At 41.1% G+C, this 15,960-nt stretch carries 11 protein-coding genes and 1 other RNA gene; 7 read left to right on the plus strand and 5 right to left on the minus strand.

The features are described from left to right. Window positions 1-94 precede the first annotated feature (94 nt). From ACP7AA_RS00435 to ACP7AA_RS00455, 5 genes are all read left to right on the plus strand, one after another. On the plus strand, window positions 95-3,094 hold the full coding sequence (locus ACP7AA_RS00435) for a DUF2345 domain-containing protein (RefSeq protein ID WP_426222325.1): 3,000 nt from the start codon (window positions 95-97) through the stop codon (window positions 3,092-3,094). Beyond that, the gene (locus ACP7AA_RS00440; protein ID WP_426222326.1) at window positions 3,078-3,620 is read left to right on the plus strand and encodes a hypothetical protein; all 543 of its coding nucleotides are present in this window, start codon (window positions 3,078-3,080) and stop codon (window positions 3,618-3,620) included. The genes ACP7AA_RS00435 and ACP7AA_RS00440 overlap by 17 nt, the downstream gene beginning before the upstream one ends. A 44-nt stretch (window positions 3,621-3,664) precedes the next feature. Further along, a complete protein-coding gene (locus ACP7AA_RS00445; RefSeq protein WP_426222327.1) occupies window positions 3,665-6,040 on the plus strand; it encodes a hypothetical protein in 2,376 nt (791 codons plus the stop codon). Between the two features lie 14 nt (window positions 6,041-6,054). Next, window positions 6,055-6,849, plus strand: a complete 795-nt coding sequence (locus tag ACP7AA_RS00450) for a hypothetical protein (protein WP_426222328.1) — start codon at window positions 6,055-6,057, stop codon at window positions 6,847-6,849. Between the two features lie 107 nt (window positions 6,850-6,956). Then, window positions 6,957-7,688: a hypothetical protein gene (locus tag ACP7AA_RS00455; protein WP_426222329.1), complete on the plus strand. Its 732-nt coding sequence runs from the start codon at window positions 6,957-6,959 to the stop codon at window positions 7,686-7,688. Between the two features lie 137 nt (window positions 7,689-7,825). Here ACP7AA_RS00455 and ssrA read toward each other — a convergent pair. From ssrA to prmB, 4 genes are all read right to left on the minus strand, one after another. After that, window positions 7,826-8,184: a transfer-messenger RNA gene (gene ssrA / locus ACP7AA_RS00460) on the minus strand. Between the two features lie 85 nt (window positions 8,185-8,269). Next, window positions 8,270-8,941, minus strand: coding sequence for an alpha/beta hydrolase (locus tag ACP7AA_RS00465; RefSeq protein WP_201619449.1), 672 nt, complete (start codon window positions 8,939-8,941; stop codon window positions 8,270-8,272). Window positions 8,942-9,130: 189 nt separating this feature from the next. Continuing rightward, window positions 9,131-10,234, minus strand: a complete 1,104-nt coding sequence (aroC, locus tag ACP7AA_RS00470; RefSeq protein ID WP_426222330.1) for a chorismate synthase — start codon at window positions 10,232-10,234, stop codon at window positions 9,131-9,133. 72 nt (window positions 10,235-10,306) lie between these two features. Next, window positions 10,307-11,479 (minus strand): 50S ribosomal protein L3 N(5)-glutamine methyltransferase, encoded by a 1,173-nt coding sequence (gene prmB, locus ACP7AA_RS00475; RefSeq protein WP_426222331.1) that lies wholly within the window; start codon window positions 11,477-11,479, stop codon window positions 10,307-10,309. A gap of 389 nt (window positions 11,480-11,868) precedes the next feature. Here prmB and ACP7AA_RS00480 point away from each other — a divergent pair, with 389 nt between their 5' ends. Continuing rightward, window positions 11,869-13,305 (plus strand): L,D-transpeptidase family protein, encoded by a 1,437-nt coding sequence (locus ACP7AA_RS00480; protein ID WP_426222332.1) that lies wholly within the window; start codon window positions 11,869-11,871, stop codon window positions 13,303-13,305. Window positions 13,306-13,519: 214 nt separating this feature from the next. Here ACP7AA_RS00480 and ACP7AA_RS00485 read toward each other — a convergent pair whose 3' ends face one another. Further along, the gene (locus ACP7AA_RS00485; RefSeq protein WP_201619445.1) at window positions 13,520-13,732 is read right to left on the minus strand and encodes a hypothetical protein; all 213 of its coding nucleotides are present in this window, start codon (window positions 13,730-13,732) and stop codon (window positions 13,520-13,522) included. Window positions 13,733-14,087: 355 nt separating this feature from the next. Between ACP7AA_RS00485 and ACP7AA_RS00490 the strand changes: the two genes are divergently transcribed. Next, a complete protein-coding gene (locus ACP7AA_RS00490; protein WP_426222333.1) occupies window positions 14,088-15,863 on the plus strand; it encodes a TIGR00341 family protein in 1,776 nt (591 codons plus the stop codon). The last annotated feature ends 97 nt before the right edge of the window (window positions 15,864-15,960 follow it).

A 15,960-nucleotide genomic window follows, 5' to 3' on the forward strand; every position in this document is an offset into this window, starting at 1 on the left:
ATAAACTCTATAATTTTCTTAGCAAATAATTTAGCAGTGCTTACCTTTAAGTGACCGGCTGCGCAATATTTTCGCAGTTATCGGAATATCACCTATGCTCTCCAAGACTAATAACATTCATGAAGTATCCATAAATAAAGACTTAGAGGATAATATCGCTCTTAGTTTAACTACCTTCTCTTGGTCAAGTGCCATTAATGAGACATTACCCAATCAGTTACTAGCTTATAGTTACACTTTTTTAAATTCGAACGAATGTTTGTCTTTACTAAATACATCTGTTTGCTTATCCAGTGCTTTAGCCGATTTGGGTGTAACCTACCGTACAGGTCTTATTCAAGCGGTTTATTACCAACATTCTGATGGTGGCGTGCACTTTTATACGTTAGACATTGTTACACCTGATTGGCAATTGACCCAATCTATACATAGCCGCACATTCACACAGCAGTCTACGCTTAGCATTATCACTAGCATTCTTACGCATTATGATTTTGATTGGCAGGTTTCTGATGCGCTGTTGGCATCAGAGCGCTTCAACGCTTCGCTTCCGATGCGCACTCAATCTAACTTGAGTGACTGGGACTTTATAAAAGGCGTATTAACGGATATTGGAGCTTTTGCCCTATGGCAGCCGGGTGATTCGGTAGACAATCTCGGTACTTGGTATTTGGCCAGTCGTTTAGATGAGCTTGAGCAGTCAGTGATGCACTATCGTTATGCTCAGTCTTCTATTCAGTCAGGACAAGATACGATTAATACGCTACAAATGAGTGTCAAACAGCTGGGTAGCGCTACTGTTCAGGTAAAAGCTGATGGATTGGCAACAGATATTATCTATGAGGGTCAGGCAGCTGATGAATCACCGTTAGCATTAGATGACAGCACTATATTATTTGGCTCCCCCTCTCGTATTAATAGCGATGAAGCAGCAGCACAGCTTGCGGCTCAATGGGTTGCTGCTAATAATTGTCAGCGCGAAACCTACCGAGCTATGGGGGCCATGCGAGGAGTCCATACGGGTTCTTCTGTGAGTATCAGTGACTTGCCTGCGATAGGCGGTCTCTCTGCCCATTGTTTAGAAGCTCACGTGATGGGTATCGAGCCGGACAGTGATAGCGTCTCTTATAACAATCGCACTTTTATTCAAGATTGGCTACGTAAGGTTACCCAGCATCGTTTCATCAGTATTCCTGAGCATGGTTATGAGCTTTTATTTGAAACTGGCATATGGGCATCCGCAACCCTTTTACGTGCGACCACACCCTACTGCCCCTATCCCAGCAGCTTATCGTTAGTAAGCAATAGCTATATAGGTCTTACCCAAGCACGGACTGGTGACACTACCACGCCAAGCTATGAATCACACGTCACTGACAACGGTTTACAGCAAACTATCACTACCCCTGTCTGGTCAGGTATCAGCCCTCATGATGACGGTACTACCCCACCGCTACGTTCATTACAACTGTCATCGGGTGCGTCACATGGCTGGCAGTTTTCTCCAAGACTTGGACAATCGGTACTCCTTAACTATTGGTATGGTGATATAGACAGCCCTGTTATTACCCGCTCTATTTATGACGGTATTGGTATGGGCGATGTGGATGACAAAGATATCACTTGTTTGGATGCAGGGCGGTCTAATCGCCATAATTTAAAAAATGGCGCTTCACCTAGATGGCATGGCGGCGCTCTTGGTCATTCACAAATTCAAGAGGATGATAATCATAGTGGTTGGATATCCGGTATTGCGCAATACGGACTCAGCACAGATTCTGAAGTAGCATTTAGCTTTGATGATACGCCAAGCAAAGTCGGTCTGCAGTGGACGGTAAATACTGGGGGGCGCGCCAATATTGAGATGCCAACCATCACAGATCAAGCTATCTTCGCTGCTGATGAGCATGTATTAGAATTAGGCGTACTACGTCATCGCTTTAGTAATCATCAATCAACAGACTGTGGACAAGGGATTAATCTAGCAACCGACCATGGTTTGCAAATCACCGGTGATACCGGTGTACTGCTATCCACCTTTGATATCAGACATAGTCAAAGCGAGCACGAATCGGCTTGGGTCAATGATGCAGGACAACGTCAGTTAAGAATGGGCACTGAGCTGAGTGAAACTTTTAAAGAGGCAAAGCAGGCGCACTTACAATCTACCCAAGCAATGAATATCGCCAACCCATCAATAGATGCCTTTCAAACAGCGGCGCAAGTAATAGACGACACGCTAAATACTGAAATCTTAGGCGCACCTGATGTACTGCTAGTCAGTAAAGACAGTATCCTCGCATCTGCAAGCAATACGCTATGGTCTGCGAAAACCATCGTCAGACAATCAGGCGCTACGCAGTCGGATGTAGTGGCAGGCAATTATATGCTGATGGCAAATACGATTGACTCCCTCTCTGGAGCTGGTGGTCAAGCCGATCTATCAGGGTTACATATCAGCGCCAATACCAAACCTGTAGCCATACAGGCACAAGGCGGTGAGTTGCAATTGCACAGTCAGCAGTCGATGACGATTGGCAGTGAGTCAGGACAGGTGAATCTGTCAAGTCCTAAGCGGATTAAGCTGCAAACGTCAGGTGGGGCTTCAATCACAATCGATGACGGTGGAATTAAGCTTGTGTGTCCGGGGACGATTAAGGTTCTGGCGGTGAAGAAGAGTTTGATGATGGGCGGTAAAGTCAATGCGCCAATAGTAGCTTTGCCAACTTCGGGGCTGTTTAGTCGTCGTTTTGATTTTAATCAGCTATTAGAAGCAGGTCTGTTAACTGCAGGTAGAAAATATAAAGTAATAAATCATACAAAGGGAACTGAATTCTACGGCGTATTACCAGAAGATGGTAGAACGCCTAGAATATATGGTACAGAACAAGATGAGATTGAAGTTATTATGATAGGTCATGAAGATGCAGAAGAACTTCTCATGATAGAGAATATGATTGAAGATATTGTTCATGAACATGAGGAAGAATGCTGCGCTCCTGAAGAAGGTGATGAAAGTGATACAGCTGAATCTGATTCAGAAGCTAACATAAATGACGATTTAGAGGAGGATTATCATGCGTTTGGCAATTAGAGCATTTTGCAAGATTATATTATTACCTGTGCTATTTACTACTGTACTTATAGGCTATGTAAATGCTGAACCTTCACCTAAAACTCCTGTAGTCTCGAAGTCACCTACAGTTTCAAAGGTAACTCAAGATGTAGTTTTAGAGTTTTATACTACTTATGATTCTGATGCTAAGTGTGACCAAAGAAATTTTGGTTTTACGTGGCAGGATGTTAAGAACGATTTAGCTAGGTACGATATAGGTATGAATAAAATTGATTGGTTATTTGCACCTTCAATTTGTACTCAAGTAGTAAATCCAAATTATAACCATGTTGTGATTACTGAGTTTAGAGACAAAAACAGTCCGCTACATGTTTACTACATTCATCATACTAAGAAAGATAAACATATTTTATTGAAAGTTGATCGTGATGACTGGTTGCAACCAATCTCGAATGGAAAATATCAGTATTTTGGAGATATCGATAGTTTTTCTGAAGGTAAATTTGTTTTAGAGCAGTATGTTTATGCTTCTGAATTATATTAAAGAATCGTAAGAATGTTTTCTCAATACCAAGCATAGAGGTATAAATGTCCTATCCAAAACCGAAACCAGTTAAAGATATTCAATTTAACGCCGATAGAAATGGTTTTATGTGTGCTTTGTCTCGTAGAGAATCTTCATCAAACTTAATGTTAGTACACACCGATAGAAACAATATTGTTTCTCAAAGAGTAATAAATCAAATTGGTTACGTTGGATATTTTCAGTTTGGGGAAGACGCTCTTATCGATTGCGGTTACTACAACCCAAGAAAAAATAATTCAGATAAAAGTAAGAAAAATAATTGGATAGGCGGTTGGACAGGTAAGGATAATATTCGTTCTTTAGAAAACTTTAGGTCATCCCCTGAAATACAGGTCAAAACCTTTCAAGAGTGGATAAACATTCTTTGCAATCGAATACGTAATCTTAATATTAACGAATTTTATGGAAAGGTTATTAATGGTACTGAAATCACAGAGTCAGGTTGTATTGCAGGTACTCATTTAAAAGGCGCAGGTCATGTTTTAAGTTTCATTACTTCAAATGGTAAGATTAATGGTACAGATGGAAATAACGTTGGCGTAGGTGAATACATTGATCTACTTGCACTTTATGATCTTGAAACCTGCTGCAACCGCAAAATCTATATAAAAGTTGAGGAAAACGGTGAGCCTGTATCAGATGTCAATGTGAATATCGAATCTGAATACAAAGAAGGTAAATACTATTCAAAAGTAGGTAAAATCAAGAATACTTACACCTCCAATAAAGAAGGTCGGATTCCTGTCGTTATTCGTCATCCTGGCGCTGTAATTAAAGTTACTGTCAATAGCAAATCAAGTGTTATCACTCAAAAAGCAGATAAGATTCAACACTATACTATTGATATAACAGGTAGCATTAAAGCAAACGGCAAATTAGATAAACCAAGTACCCCGGAACCGCGTCCCGTACCAGACAAATCTCCTCAAGATCAACGTAATGAGCAAAATAGCGAACCACAAGCTCAACATCCTTCCTCGTCTAAAGTACCAAAAGAGGTTACCTTTAATATCACTATCGCTGAAGGTGATACTAAAAATCCAATTACCAATATGCGCTACTACCTAATCTATGAAGGCAACTCAAAAGAGCATCGCACTGACGATCAAGGTATAGAATCTAATATCACAGCTGAAGTGGGTCAAGATATAGAAATATGTGTGGCTGGTAAAGGAAAGCTGCATGCGGTATCACATTTCAAAGTTAGTAGCAGTCATGAGGGTAAAACGATAAGAGCTTTGTTACCCGTAGAGTCTTTTAACATAGCGGTAAAGGATAACCATGAAGCGTTAGTCAAAAACACAAAATTCATGATTTTTTATAGAGGTAGAAAAATAGTTAAGCAAACTAATAATCAAGGGCTCATCAATGTCAAAATGCTGGTAGGCTTTGTATATAAATTTGGTTTAACCGATGGCACATCATTAGTGACACTTCGCTGCCTCAAAGGAGCGCTTACTCAACATATTAACATTAACGAGGCAGCAAAAAACAAAGCGCAGGGAGTAATTAGCCCTACGACAACGGCCAATAAAACTCCTAGCTCACCGCCAAAACCAGTTGATAATCCGCCCACTAAACCGACTGTTACTAAACCCAAATCAAATCCTGTAAAAGAAGAGAGTCATACTGAAAAGAACGGTCGCCCTATAACGACTGTTATCACAGATAAAGCAGCAAACGATACAACTCGCTATCATATTTATCACAATGGAAAAATTAAAAGGCAGAACGCAAACGCCACTGGTTATGCTGAGTTCATTTATTATGATGAAAAAGGCAGGAAGCATAATCTAGGTAAGTCTGCTTATATTCGTACTGATAGCCTCAAAAGCGGAAACATCCCAAATGGAGGCTCTGTTTATTTAGTAGATGAAAGAAAACATAATAGCTACATTAGTCCTGATAAGAAGTTGGGTTATAAATGGCATATTCCTGCGTATATAGGTAAAAACCTTAGGGAAAGATATTATTTAAATGGTTTAACTATGGCTGGAACGCTCGGAACATTGATGAAGATGGGGTATCAAGAATATGAAGGTACTGGTTGGAGTAATCATAAGGCTGAATCTAAAGGGAGCTCATCTCATTTTAATGGCCGTGCAGGAGATTTTCGATACTTAGGTAAGAACAATGCCCATAGAAACGGCCCTGTACATACAGGTCAAAAAAATTTTAACAAACTAGAAAATGAAAGGTGGGTCAAAGTATTTAAAACCTACGGATTTCAAACATTTTATACAGGTACTTCAGCTAAAAGCGGTGTGCCCGCATTAAAAGGCACAACATTTTGGAAAAACCACCATGATCATTTACATTTGGGCAATCAAGGTTCAGCAGATAGTTTAAAATCTCGTGGCATTCTTGAAGATATTTGATAAGGACATTTAAAATGAAATATTTATCATTAGCTTTGTTTTGTATTGCATTATCAGCATGCAACGTCAATAATGAAGGCACTGCTACAGTCGATACTAATGATGCTGTAAAGAACAAGAATAATGATGATATTACAGCTAGTTCTAGCGACGACGCTATAGTCGAAACTTTAGGCAATGAAGTACTAAAGTGTCACAACGCTATACCAGATTGGCAAATAGAAGAGCTGGCACAAGTGCCCTGTTTAACGTTACCTATTTCTAGTCAAGATTTTTTGAATATAAAGAAATTTGATAATGGTATGTTTGACATTGAGGGTGATTCAAAACACTCTAAATCTCAAATTTATTATAAGCAATTACTACTTGGTCTTATTCCTTACAGTGCTAATGAAACATTTCTAATCAGTTTCAGTAATGATCAAGCCGAAGACGGCTATCCAAATCAGTCATTTCATATTACAAGTATCAAGAAAGATAACGAGAAGGATAGCCTTTACACTTTAGGAGTTTATCCTTTAGGGATCATTGATTACGAATTTCAAGATAGCGAACTCATTAAACTAGGTATCGATCCTAATGAATTTGCTGATATTGACTTCATTACACTTGGAGAAGAGAATATTAATATCGATGATACATGTATGATGAACTTTAATATTGCTAATGATTGGCACCTAACTCGCTCCTATTCATGTCAAAATAGCCAAGTTGATAAAGAAATTATTGATAGTTTTAAGAAGCAATTTGGTTTTGAGTACCGTTTAGTTAATACAGATATTGGAGTGAACTACAAACGAGTAGATTGAATCGAATTAATAGTCTAGATTCCATCTGATATAAGTTAGAAATCTCGAGCGAAGAGAAATGCATCCTATGTCATATTAAATCACCTTCAACATGAAGCTAATAGAATATGTTCAATTCCCATTCATATATAGTTATCGTATTATTAGCTATAATAGCTTCAATCAGCGCTTGCTCGCCTAATAATACATCTAATAGCAATAATCTAGAGTCAAAATTAGATATTAATACTTTTCAATCATCCGTGAAAGAGGATGTAAATGTCAGCATTCCAGATGGTATCTATTTTTCTTACAAAAGGTGTGATCTAGAAGAAAATTGTAAAGGTTTTAAACCCGAAAAAGTTGACGGAATGTATTACTTATCTAGCAATCAAGATTCAAATGAAAGTATATATTATTTGTTAGTTAAGAATAACAAATATTACATCTATAGTTTACAATTTCTGGACGAAGACTTAAGAGCAGTTGGCTCTTGGTCGCAAATGCATAAAATTGATTCAACAGATTTATCTTTCAAGATAAAATCTATTGAACAAGTTATTGGTTCAGATTATTTAGCAAGATACGACGACTCTAATTTAAATAATAAACTTGATACATCATCTAATGAATCTGGCCTACTTAAAATAGGAAGTCTAGTAGAAGGTAGTGAATTACCTACCAACGAAACTATTAGATTTATACGCACAAATGATGGCTATCAAGTCGATTGTAACAATTATATAGATGAATATGAAAAAGTAGTTGATCAATTAGTTAAACAAAATAGGGCTGTTGGTTATCACTTTTACTATGAATGTGCGAATAGAAACAGTATATTTTTTCGAATTGTAAGTTAATGAATATGGATACTGTATTATTGATGTCCATACAATGGAATACCACAACTCTATCTATCCTGACACACCCTTATATAACAATTAATCATAAGATCAAAAAAAATCCGACCACGTTAAGTGATCGGATTTTTAGTATTTGGTGGAGATGGCGGGAGTTGAACCCGCGTCCGCCAGCATTACGCTCATGAATCTACATGTTTAGTTTCTGTCTTTAGTTTTAATCCGCACCGATCCGACAGTCAGGATGGATTGGACGATTCTCTACTTTTGAACCCAAGCGATTGAGACAATCACTTGTGGCGAGCCTACATGCGGACGCTTCAACTTAGTTGACCAACTGTAGGTGATCAGCAACCAAGTAAGCAGGGTTTAAGCTGCTAGAGCGTAAGTTTCGTCGTTTGCGACTATAACAATATATGTTTGATTAACGAGAGGACATACACTCTCGACATGCATCATTGAGTTTCATCACCAGCGTCGAAGCCAGAACATCCCCAATAAGACTGACTATTATATAGGACTTACCCATAGACTTTCAACCTATAAGCAGTCCGTATTACATTAAGTTACAGCTTAAGGTGCTATGCCAAAACTTTATTCATCCATTTACCAATATTTTGAATCTGCGGCATGCAAACTTGATGCGCCATCGGATAGGTATGATAAACGACACTGTAGCCTTTCGCTGATAACAACTCCTGTGCCTGCTCACCTAAAACCACAGGAACAACAGGGTCGTGCGTACCATGCTCTATCAATATCGGCATGTCTTTATTAGCCTCACTATAATCAATATTGTCATTGGTCGCAAGATACGTAGACAGTGCCATCAATCCTGCTAAGCGCTGTGGATAGCCGAGCGCCACATGATACGCGACTGCCCCGCCCTGCGAAAATCCCGCAATCACAATATGTTCAGGTTTAACACCGCGCTCGATTTCACGAGCAATCAAGTCATGGATTTGCTGTGAGGACTCTTCAATCTGCGCGATATCGACTTTGCGCTCAAGGCTCATCTCTAATATATCATACCATGCGGGCATGACCATGCCGCCATTGACCGTTACTGGGCGATTGGGGGCATGAGGAAAGATAAAACGTACCGCCATGTCATCCGCAAGACCTAACTGTGGTACGACTGGCTCAAAGTCATGACCACTAGCCCCCAAACCATGCAGCCAAATCACTGCTTTGTCTATCTTTTTTTGTGAGGGATTATGTTCGACAATAACGGCATCTAAATAGTTACTCATGTTTTAAGTTCCTTTAACTGATAAATAAAACCAGATTTATTTGTTTGATTAAGCAAGACGTACAATATTTAAATTAGAATATATAACCTGAATCATTACAGTTTTAAGCATGCATAAAAAAACCCTCTAACGTATCTAATAGAACAGCAGTAGATGCGGCAAAGGGCAAATAAGTGTATGGCAGAAAATCTAAGTAATCGATTGGACTGGTTGCTTAATATCCGCATTTTGACCACGATGACGCAGATAATGATCAAGCAATACAATCGCTAACATCGCTTCTGCAATGGGCGTTGCTCGCACACCTACGCAAGGGTCATGACGACCTTTAGTCAGCATCTCAATCGCTTCCCCATCTGTATTGATACTCTTGCCAGCCGTGGTAATACTAGAGGTTGGCTTCAGTGCAATACTGACACGGATATCTTGTCCTGACGAGATACCGCCCAAGATACCGCCTGCATGATTAGCGGTAAAACCATCGGGGGTCATCTCATCACGTGAGCGATGCCCAAACTGCCCTGCCACCGCCATACCATCACCAACTTCAACGCCTTTAACGGCATTAATACTCATCATGGCATGGGCAATATCAGCGTCTAGGCGGTCAAATACCGGCTCACCCAGTCCGACAGGCACACCACTGGCGATAATCTCCAAACGTGCTCCGCAGCTCGTTCCTTCACGGCGCAAGCTGTCTATCAAGACTTCAAAGCGGCTGACTGCTTCTTGATCAGCACAAAAGAATGGGTTGCTATTGACAAAATCCCAGTCGATTTGACTTGGGTCTAGCACTTGACTGTATTCCGAACCAATTTGGGTAACATGCCCGCGCACTTGTACGCCTAAGCGCTGATGCAAGTATTTCTTAGCGATAGCACCTGCCGCCACACGCATGGCCGTTTCACGCGCAGATGAACGACCGCCGCCGCGATAATCGCGAAAGCCGTATTTCATACTATAGGTATAGTCGGCATGACCGGGCCGAAAAGTGTCTTTTATTTCACTATAATCTTTTGATTTTTGATTGGTGTTACGAATCAAAAGCCCAATCGATGTGCCCGTCGTTTTACCTTCAAAGACGCCAGAAATGATTTCTACTTCGTCAGATTCACGGCGCTGGGTCGAGTATTTAGACGTCCCAGGTTTACGGCGATCCAAATCTACCTGCAAATCTGCTTCACATAATTCCAAACCTGGTGGCACGCCATCGACGATAGCCATCAGGCCTGCACCATGCGACTCACCGCACGTCGTTACCGTAAAAACCTGTCCAATACTATTGCCAGCCATATTTATCCTTAAACAAATGAAGTCGATTTTTAATTGCTGATTTTTAATTATAGTGTCAATGTCAAACTTACTTTATTGATTGCTATCCAATAATTGCACATAAGCGGCAAATAACTGGCGATGGGTCATGAGCTCATCATAAGTAATAGCAAAGATACCATGACCGCCGTGAGCAAACCTTAACCAATCAAACTGAATCTCAGGATAAGCCTGTTTTAATGCCCACTCACTATCGCCCACTTCACAGACCAGCAGACCTTCAGGGCTTAGATAATCTGGCGCTTCAAACAAGATACGATGTACCAAATCCAGCCCGTCTTGACCGGCTGCAAGCGCATGCTCAGGCTCATATAAAAACTCAGGGGGCAAATCTGCCATGATAGCGGCATCGACATACGGAGGATTGGTGACAATCAACTCGTATTGATGCTCAGCCGGAATCTTAGCAAATAAGTCAGATTCAATCACATTGACTTGATGACCTAAGTCATGATGATCGACGTTGACCATCGCGACTTCCAGCGCCCCTTTATCGATATCAACGGCATCGACCAATGCATCGACAAAACGTGTGGCAAGTGCAATCGCAATACAGCCAGAACCGGTGCATAAATCTAAAATACGCTCGGGCTGTGATAGCTGTTTAATCTCTAAGCCATGATCATAAAAAGCCGGCGCTTGATTATTGATACTAACGCCTATCGGTTTTGCCAGCTCGCTTACTTCAAAGTATGGATGGAACTGCTGACGAATCAGCTCAGCGATTGGCGAGCGTGGAATTAGAACGCGCTCATCGACATAAAAAGGCAAGTCACAGAAATACGATAAATTAATCAAATAGCTTAATGGCTTACGCTCAGCGATGCGCTCTTCTAATAAACTCAATACCTGCTGCTTCTCTGATGTGGTCAGGCGGCAATCCAAAATCTGATCATTGGCAGCCCAATCTAAAGATAAAGAATGCAACACAATGGCAGAGGCTTCAGCGAACTCATCTGTCGTTCCTTGAGCGACCACCACATCATAATTGCGTAGCTGGGTGACGGCAAAACGAATAAAATCACGGATACTGACCAGCTGCTCACGCGCCTCTTCAAGCTCTGCATGCAGGTTGGCAAACTCATCGTGCTCACCGAGCATACCTGTCTCTAAATCATACTCCGGCTCATTATCCAAGCCTTGCGACTCATCATCAAAGTACTGATTTTGAAACTCTTCTGCGCTCATGGTTTGGTCTTCTGACATATCGCACCTTACTGATTTACATGCTTACTAACTACATGCGTATGGGTTAAATCGCTTTTAATTAGCAGCTGATTTATTAAATAAAAACTCGTCACCCATTATAGACGCAAACGTCATGATGCGCCAATAACTGTGTATTGTGCTGACTGGGTTTTTTACGGCAAAAAACTGCCTATCTACTTGCTTACCGACTAATATAGTTAAATTTAGCAAGTTTAGGTATTTGGGCAAATGAGATTGAGCATTAGGATAATATTTGACTATAAAGTAGAAAATTAACCATTGTAGCAATAATTAACGGCAACCCTATATCCAGCATGACTAAATTATTTCCCAACTGTAGTGAATACGTCAACAGTTGACGTTTAGCAAGCCCTAAACGAAAAAAGATGTGTCAAAAGTTTGCGAAGCATCCAAATTATGCGCATAATAGCGCCATTAGTTATAACCATAAGTATGCCAATATGATGAAAATGAAGCCTCTTATTACCGCCATCTCAATTGCTATCGTTAGTGCCAGTGTCAGCGCTGTTGCTGCACCTGCCGACACGACGCGCGCCCTACCAGTACGCAAAGCTGACTCAATGCCTAGCATCGCTAAGAAAGTAAGCTTGGATGTGCAAGAAAGCCGTAGCAGCTCAATTGATTCTCGTACTACTGTTCAGCCAACTGCTAATCAGGCGAATAAAGCCAAGCCAGCTGACCGTATGACTCAGCTGATTGACTCAAAGCAAGAAGCTGAAGCCAATTCAGCAGCGGTTAGCGCTGATAATATGACCGTAGAAGAGCTGTCTCTTAAAGATGTGCAGTCTGATAGCACTGACGATATCAGCGAAGGTCAAGCCGTTGCTGCCCCTTCTACATCGACCGCTGATAGCGCAAATGACCCTGCGATTAAGAGCATCGAAGATATCGACGGTAAAAAGCATACCACACTGAATTTATCTAATTATGCCAAACAAGTAAACGGTGCCACATGGACACCGAATATGAAAGTCAACTCGGCAATGACCATCAAAATGCAGGCGCTATTGGATTGGAACCACGCCTCTCCTGGTGCTATCGATGGCGGCTGGGGCATGAACAGTAAAAAAGCACTTATTAACTTTCAAACCATGAAAGGCTTGCCAGCAACGGGCAAAATGGACCAAAAAACGTGGGATGCTTTAAATAAAAATATCCCCGCCAATAAGCCCGTACTTGTGACTTATACCATCACTGAAGATGATGTGAATACTAACTTTGCTAACATGCCTGCAGGCTCAGAAGCCAAGTCAAAAATGAAAGGCTTATATTATCAAGACATTAAAGAGATGTTTGGTGAGCGCTTCCATATGGATGTGCGCTATTTAGATAAGCTGAATAAAAACAAGCAATATAAAGCGGGCGAAACCATTACTGTTTTGAATACCCGTGCGCCGCTTAAGCAACGTATCAACCGCGTCGTTGCCAATAAAGCCGATAAAACCTTATATGCTTATAACGATGATAAGCTGGTTGCCACTTACCCAACCACCATTGGTAGTGACGCGACGCCATCACCGCAAGGTTCGTTTAAAATCATTAACAAGGTAAAAATGCCTTGGTATAAAGCAACCGTTGGTAAGGGCACAGATAAAAAAATCCATATGCTACCACCAGGCCCAAACAGCCCTGTCGGTGTTGTATGGATGGGCTTATCTAAACCCTCATATGGTATCCATGGCTCACCAAAGCCTGAAGGTATCAGCCGTCAAGCCTCAGCAGGCTGTGTACGTCTGACTAACTGGGATGTGCTAGAGGTTTATGCCAATATCGAAAATGGCGCAACCGTTGAGCTCAAATAGTTAGCAGTTAGTGCAAATGAATAAAAAAGACCTTGATGCGTAATCAAGGTCTTTTTTTGTTTAAAGCAATACAAACTCTTTTAATACAAACTACATGACAATAAAAAACAGCCTCTTTATTAAGGGCTGTTTTTTTACTTTATACACAGTCAAAAACTAAGCATCATTTATTTTTATTATTGATAGCTTTTTGAAATCGATTGCTTTTAAGAAATTACGCTTTATAACCATCTTCTTTACCAGTGATACTACCGACTTTTTTGGTAAAGATGAGTGCGGCAGGAATAGACGCCAGGAAACCTGCTGCTACCGCTATTTGAATATGCGGAATCTCGTTAAAACCCGTGACCAATGCACCAATCATAAATACGCCGATGGTAACGGTTGCGGCTATCGAATAGATGACAGAGAATAGTGGCCAGTTCATGATATATTCCTCATTTATTGTGTGGGTATAACACCTTTATACACTAAATCCACACAAAAAGTAAGTGTTTTCTTATAGACCCGCAGCCCATTCATAGCAAGTGATTCATATTGAAAGCCATATTATAATTATTGATTTGCGCTATGCACTTTCAATAAGGAGAAAAGCAGTATATTGGCTATTTTTTGCCTGCTCAACTCCTCTGTACCTCTCATCCTTGAGTCGCAAAAAGTTCATACGCTATGATGAATTTATCATTACAATAGTGAGTTTCCTGTACTCTTACATGCATTCTGCCACTTGCATTTGCTAGTTTGCACTCTTCTATCCTTACTCATTAGCTAAGCTTGCTTCTATGACCTCATCTAATACTGACACTACTAACCGTTCACTGCCTGTCGATAAATCCCAAAACGATTTTGAATCTAAAGTCGTCAATAACATTAATGATGACATTGATGACAACATTGCTGAACCAGCAGCACAGGATGCGGCTGTTGAAAATGTTGATGCCGACAATAACAGCGATAAAGAAGTTGCTAAAGAGTCGGCAGCGGCGCAAGCACCAGAAGCGAAGATAAAGATGGAAACCGTTGCGCCTGATGTGGTGGTTGCCTCATTAGAAACTCCTGACACAGACTCTCAAGCCGTGAATGATCATACAGAGTCGGATTTTCTAAGCACCGAGGAAGATTTTTTTCAGGACGATGCCGATGCAGAAGTAAGCGTAGAAGCTGATGAAACGGATTTTAGTCAACAGCATTCAAACGATGCACAAGCTCATGAGCTGACAGATGAAGAAAGCTTCCCAGAAAACATGGAAGAAAAAGAAGCGCTCAATCAGGAACAAGTGGCTGTTCCTACGACTAAACCTCAAGCAATGAACGATGAGAAAAACATCAACAAAAATGAGCCGCCAATTAATAAAAAGCAAAACAGTACTCAAACCGCTGCTCATGTTTTAGAAGAAGATGAGGTTAGCGATGATAACCATAAGAGCGATGAAGAAGACAATGAAGAAGGCGAAGAGGTAAAAGAAAAAAAGGAAGCCAAACTTGAATCTTATAAGCAGTTTGTCGCTGAACAGTTTAGTAATAAAAAAGTAGACTATCCAGAAGTGCGCGTTAGGATTGAGGCCAATGCGCTGCCGAGCAAAATGTATTTCATCATGAATATCCTCTCGGCTATTATCGCAAGCTATGGACTGGTGACCAACTCAGCTGCGGTGGTCATTGGTGCGATGTTGGTCGCCATGATGTTGGGTCCTATCACTGGGGTGGCATTAGCGATTATCGACCATCGTATGCCGCTACTACGTAAGTCACTTATTACCGTGTTTCTAGGCATCTCTTTGGTGGTATTGGTGGGCTTTATCGTCGGCTGGTTACACAAAGACCAACCGCTAACGGCAGAGATACTATCGCGCACGCAGCCGACGTCGATGGATTTGATGATTGCCCTTGCTGGTGGTACGGCTGGTGCTTATGCCATGGTTTCTCCGCATCTGTCGGTGGCAGTGGTTGGCGTCGCGGTGGCGACAGCATTGGTGCCGCCCCTTGCTGCCAGTGGTATTTTATTTGCCAATGGCGAGCTTCAGCTTGGGTTTGGCGCACTCTTGCTGGCTATGACTAACATCCTTGCCATTCAATTTACCAATGCGCTGGTATTATGGGTTTTGGGCTTTCGCCGTTTGGTTAAAGACGATTATAAGTCCAACACCTATCTGACTTTTTTGCAGCGTAATGCGGTGACATTATTGTTATTGGGCGGATTAGGAACTTATTTGACCATTAATCTACAAACCAACGCCAAACAGCAGGTGTTTGAAAGCAGCGTCAAAGAGACGATTAATAGCTACTTTAGTGATAAAGGCAATGTGCTGACCAATACGCAGTTTGATAAAAGCGACACCAATCAAGTCGTGCGCGCGGTGATTCGCGGCGAAACAACGCCCAGCTCCTACGATGTCCGTCAAATCGAAGCGATTATCAGCCAAGATATGGCCGATAATTTCCCTGACTATCTACCGATTCGCTTGCAGCTACGCTATATGCCTGTACAGGTGATTGAGTCGCATCCACTCATTCAAGATAAGCTTGATAAAACCGATGTGACTATACTAACCAACTGATTTATTTAACCGGCAATTCATTTAACCGGCTATTTATTTAACTGACTAATTGACCCTAGTCGGTTAATGCAATAACGATAATGCGACAATCTTTCTA

The sequence above is a fragment of the Psychrobacter sp. DWR1-2-3 genome (assembly GCF_049896465.1).
Classification (GTDB): Bacteria; Pseudomonadota; Gammaproteobacteria; order Pseudomonadales; family Moraxellaceae; genus Psychrobacter; species Psychrobacter maritimus.

Excerpts from the sequence above, each read along its gene's own strand:
- ACP7AA_RS00435 (WP_426222325.1), top strand. The coding sequence starts at position 95 with ATGCTCTCCAAGACTAATAACATTCATGAAGTATCCATAAATAAAGAC.
- ACP7AA_RS00440 (WP_426222326.1), top strand. The coding sequence starts at position 3,078 with ATGCGTTTGGCAATTAGAGCATTTTGCAAGATTATATTATTACCTGTG.
- ACP7AA_RS00445 (WP_426222327.1), top strand. The coding sequence starts at position 3,665 with ATGTCCTATCCAAAACCGAAACCAGTTAAAGATATTCAATTTAACGCC.
- ACP7AA_RS00450 (WP_426222328.1), top strand. The coding sequence starts at position 6,055 with ATGAAATATTTATCATTAGCTTTGTTTTGTATTGCATTATCAGCATGC.
- ACP7AA_RS00455 (WP_426222329.1), top strand. The coding sequence starts at position 6,957 with ATGTTCAATTCCCATTCATATATAGTTATCGTATTATTAGCTATAATA.
- ACP7AA_RS00465 (WP_201619449.1), bottom strand. The coding sequence starts at position 8,941 with ATGAGTAACTATTTAGATGCCGTTATTGTCGAACATAATCCCTCACAA.
- aroC (WP_426222330.1), bottom strand. The coding sequence starts at position 10,234 with ATGGCTGGCAATAGTATTGGACAGGTTTTTACGGTAACGACGTGCGGT.
- prmB (WP_426222331.1), bottom strand. The coding sequence starts at position 11,479 with ATGTCAGAAGACCAAACCATGAGCGCAGAAGAGTTTCAAAATCAGTAC.
- ACP7AA_RS00480 (WP_426222332.1), top strand. The coding sequence starts at position 11,869 with ATGTGTCAAAAGTTTGCGAAGCATCCAAATTATGCGCATAATAGCGCC.
- ACP7AA_RS00485 (WP_201619445.1), bottom strand. The coding sequence starts at position 13,732 with ATGAACTGGCCACTATTCTCTGTCATCTATTCGATAGCCGCAACCGTT.
- ACP7AA_RS00490 (WP_426222333.1), top strand. The coding sequence starts at position 14,088 with ATGACCTCATCTAATACTGACACTACTAACCGTTCACTGCCTGTCGAT.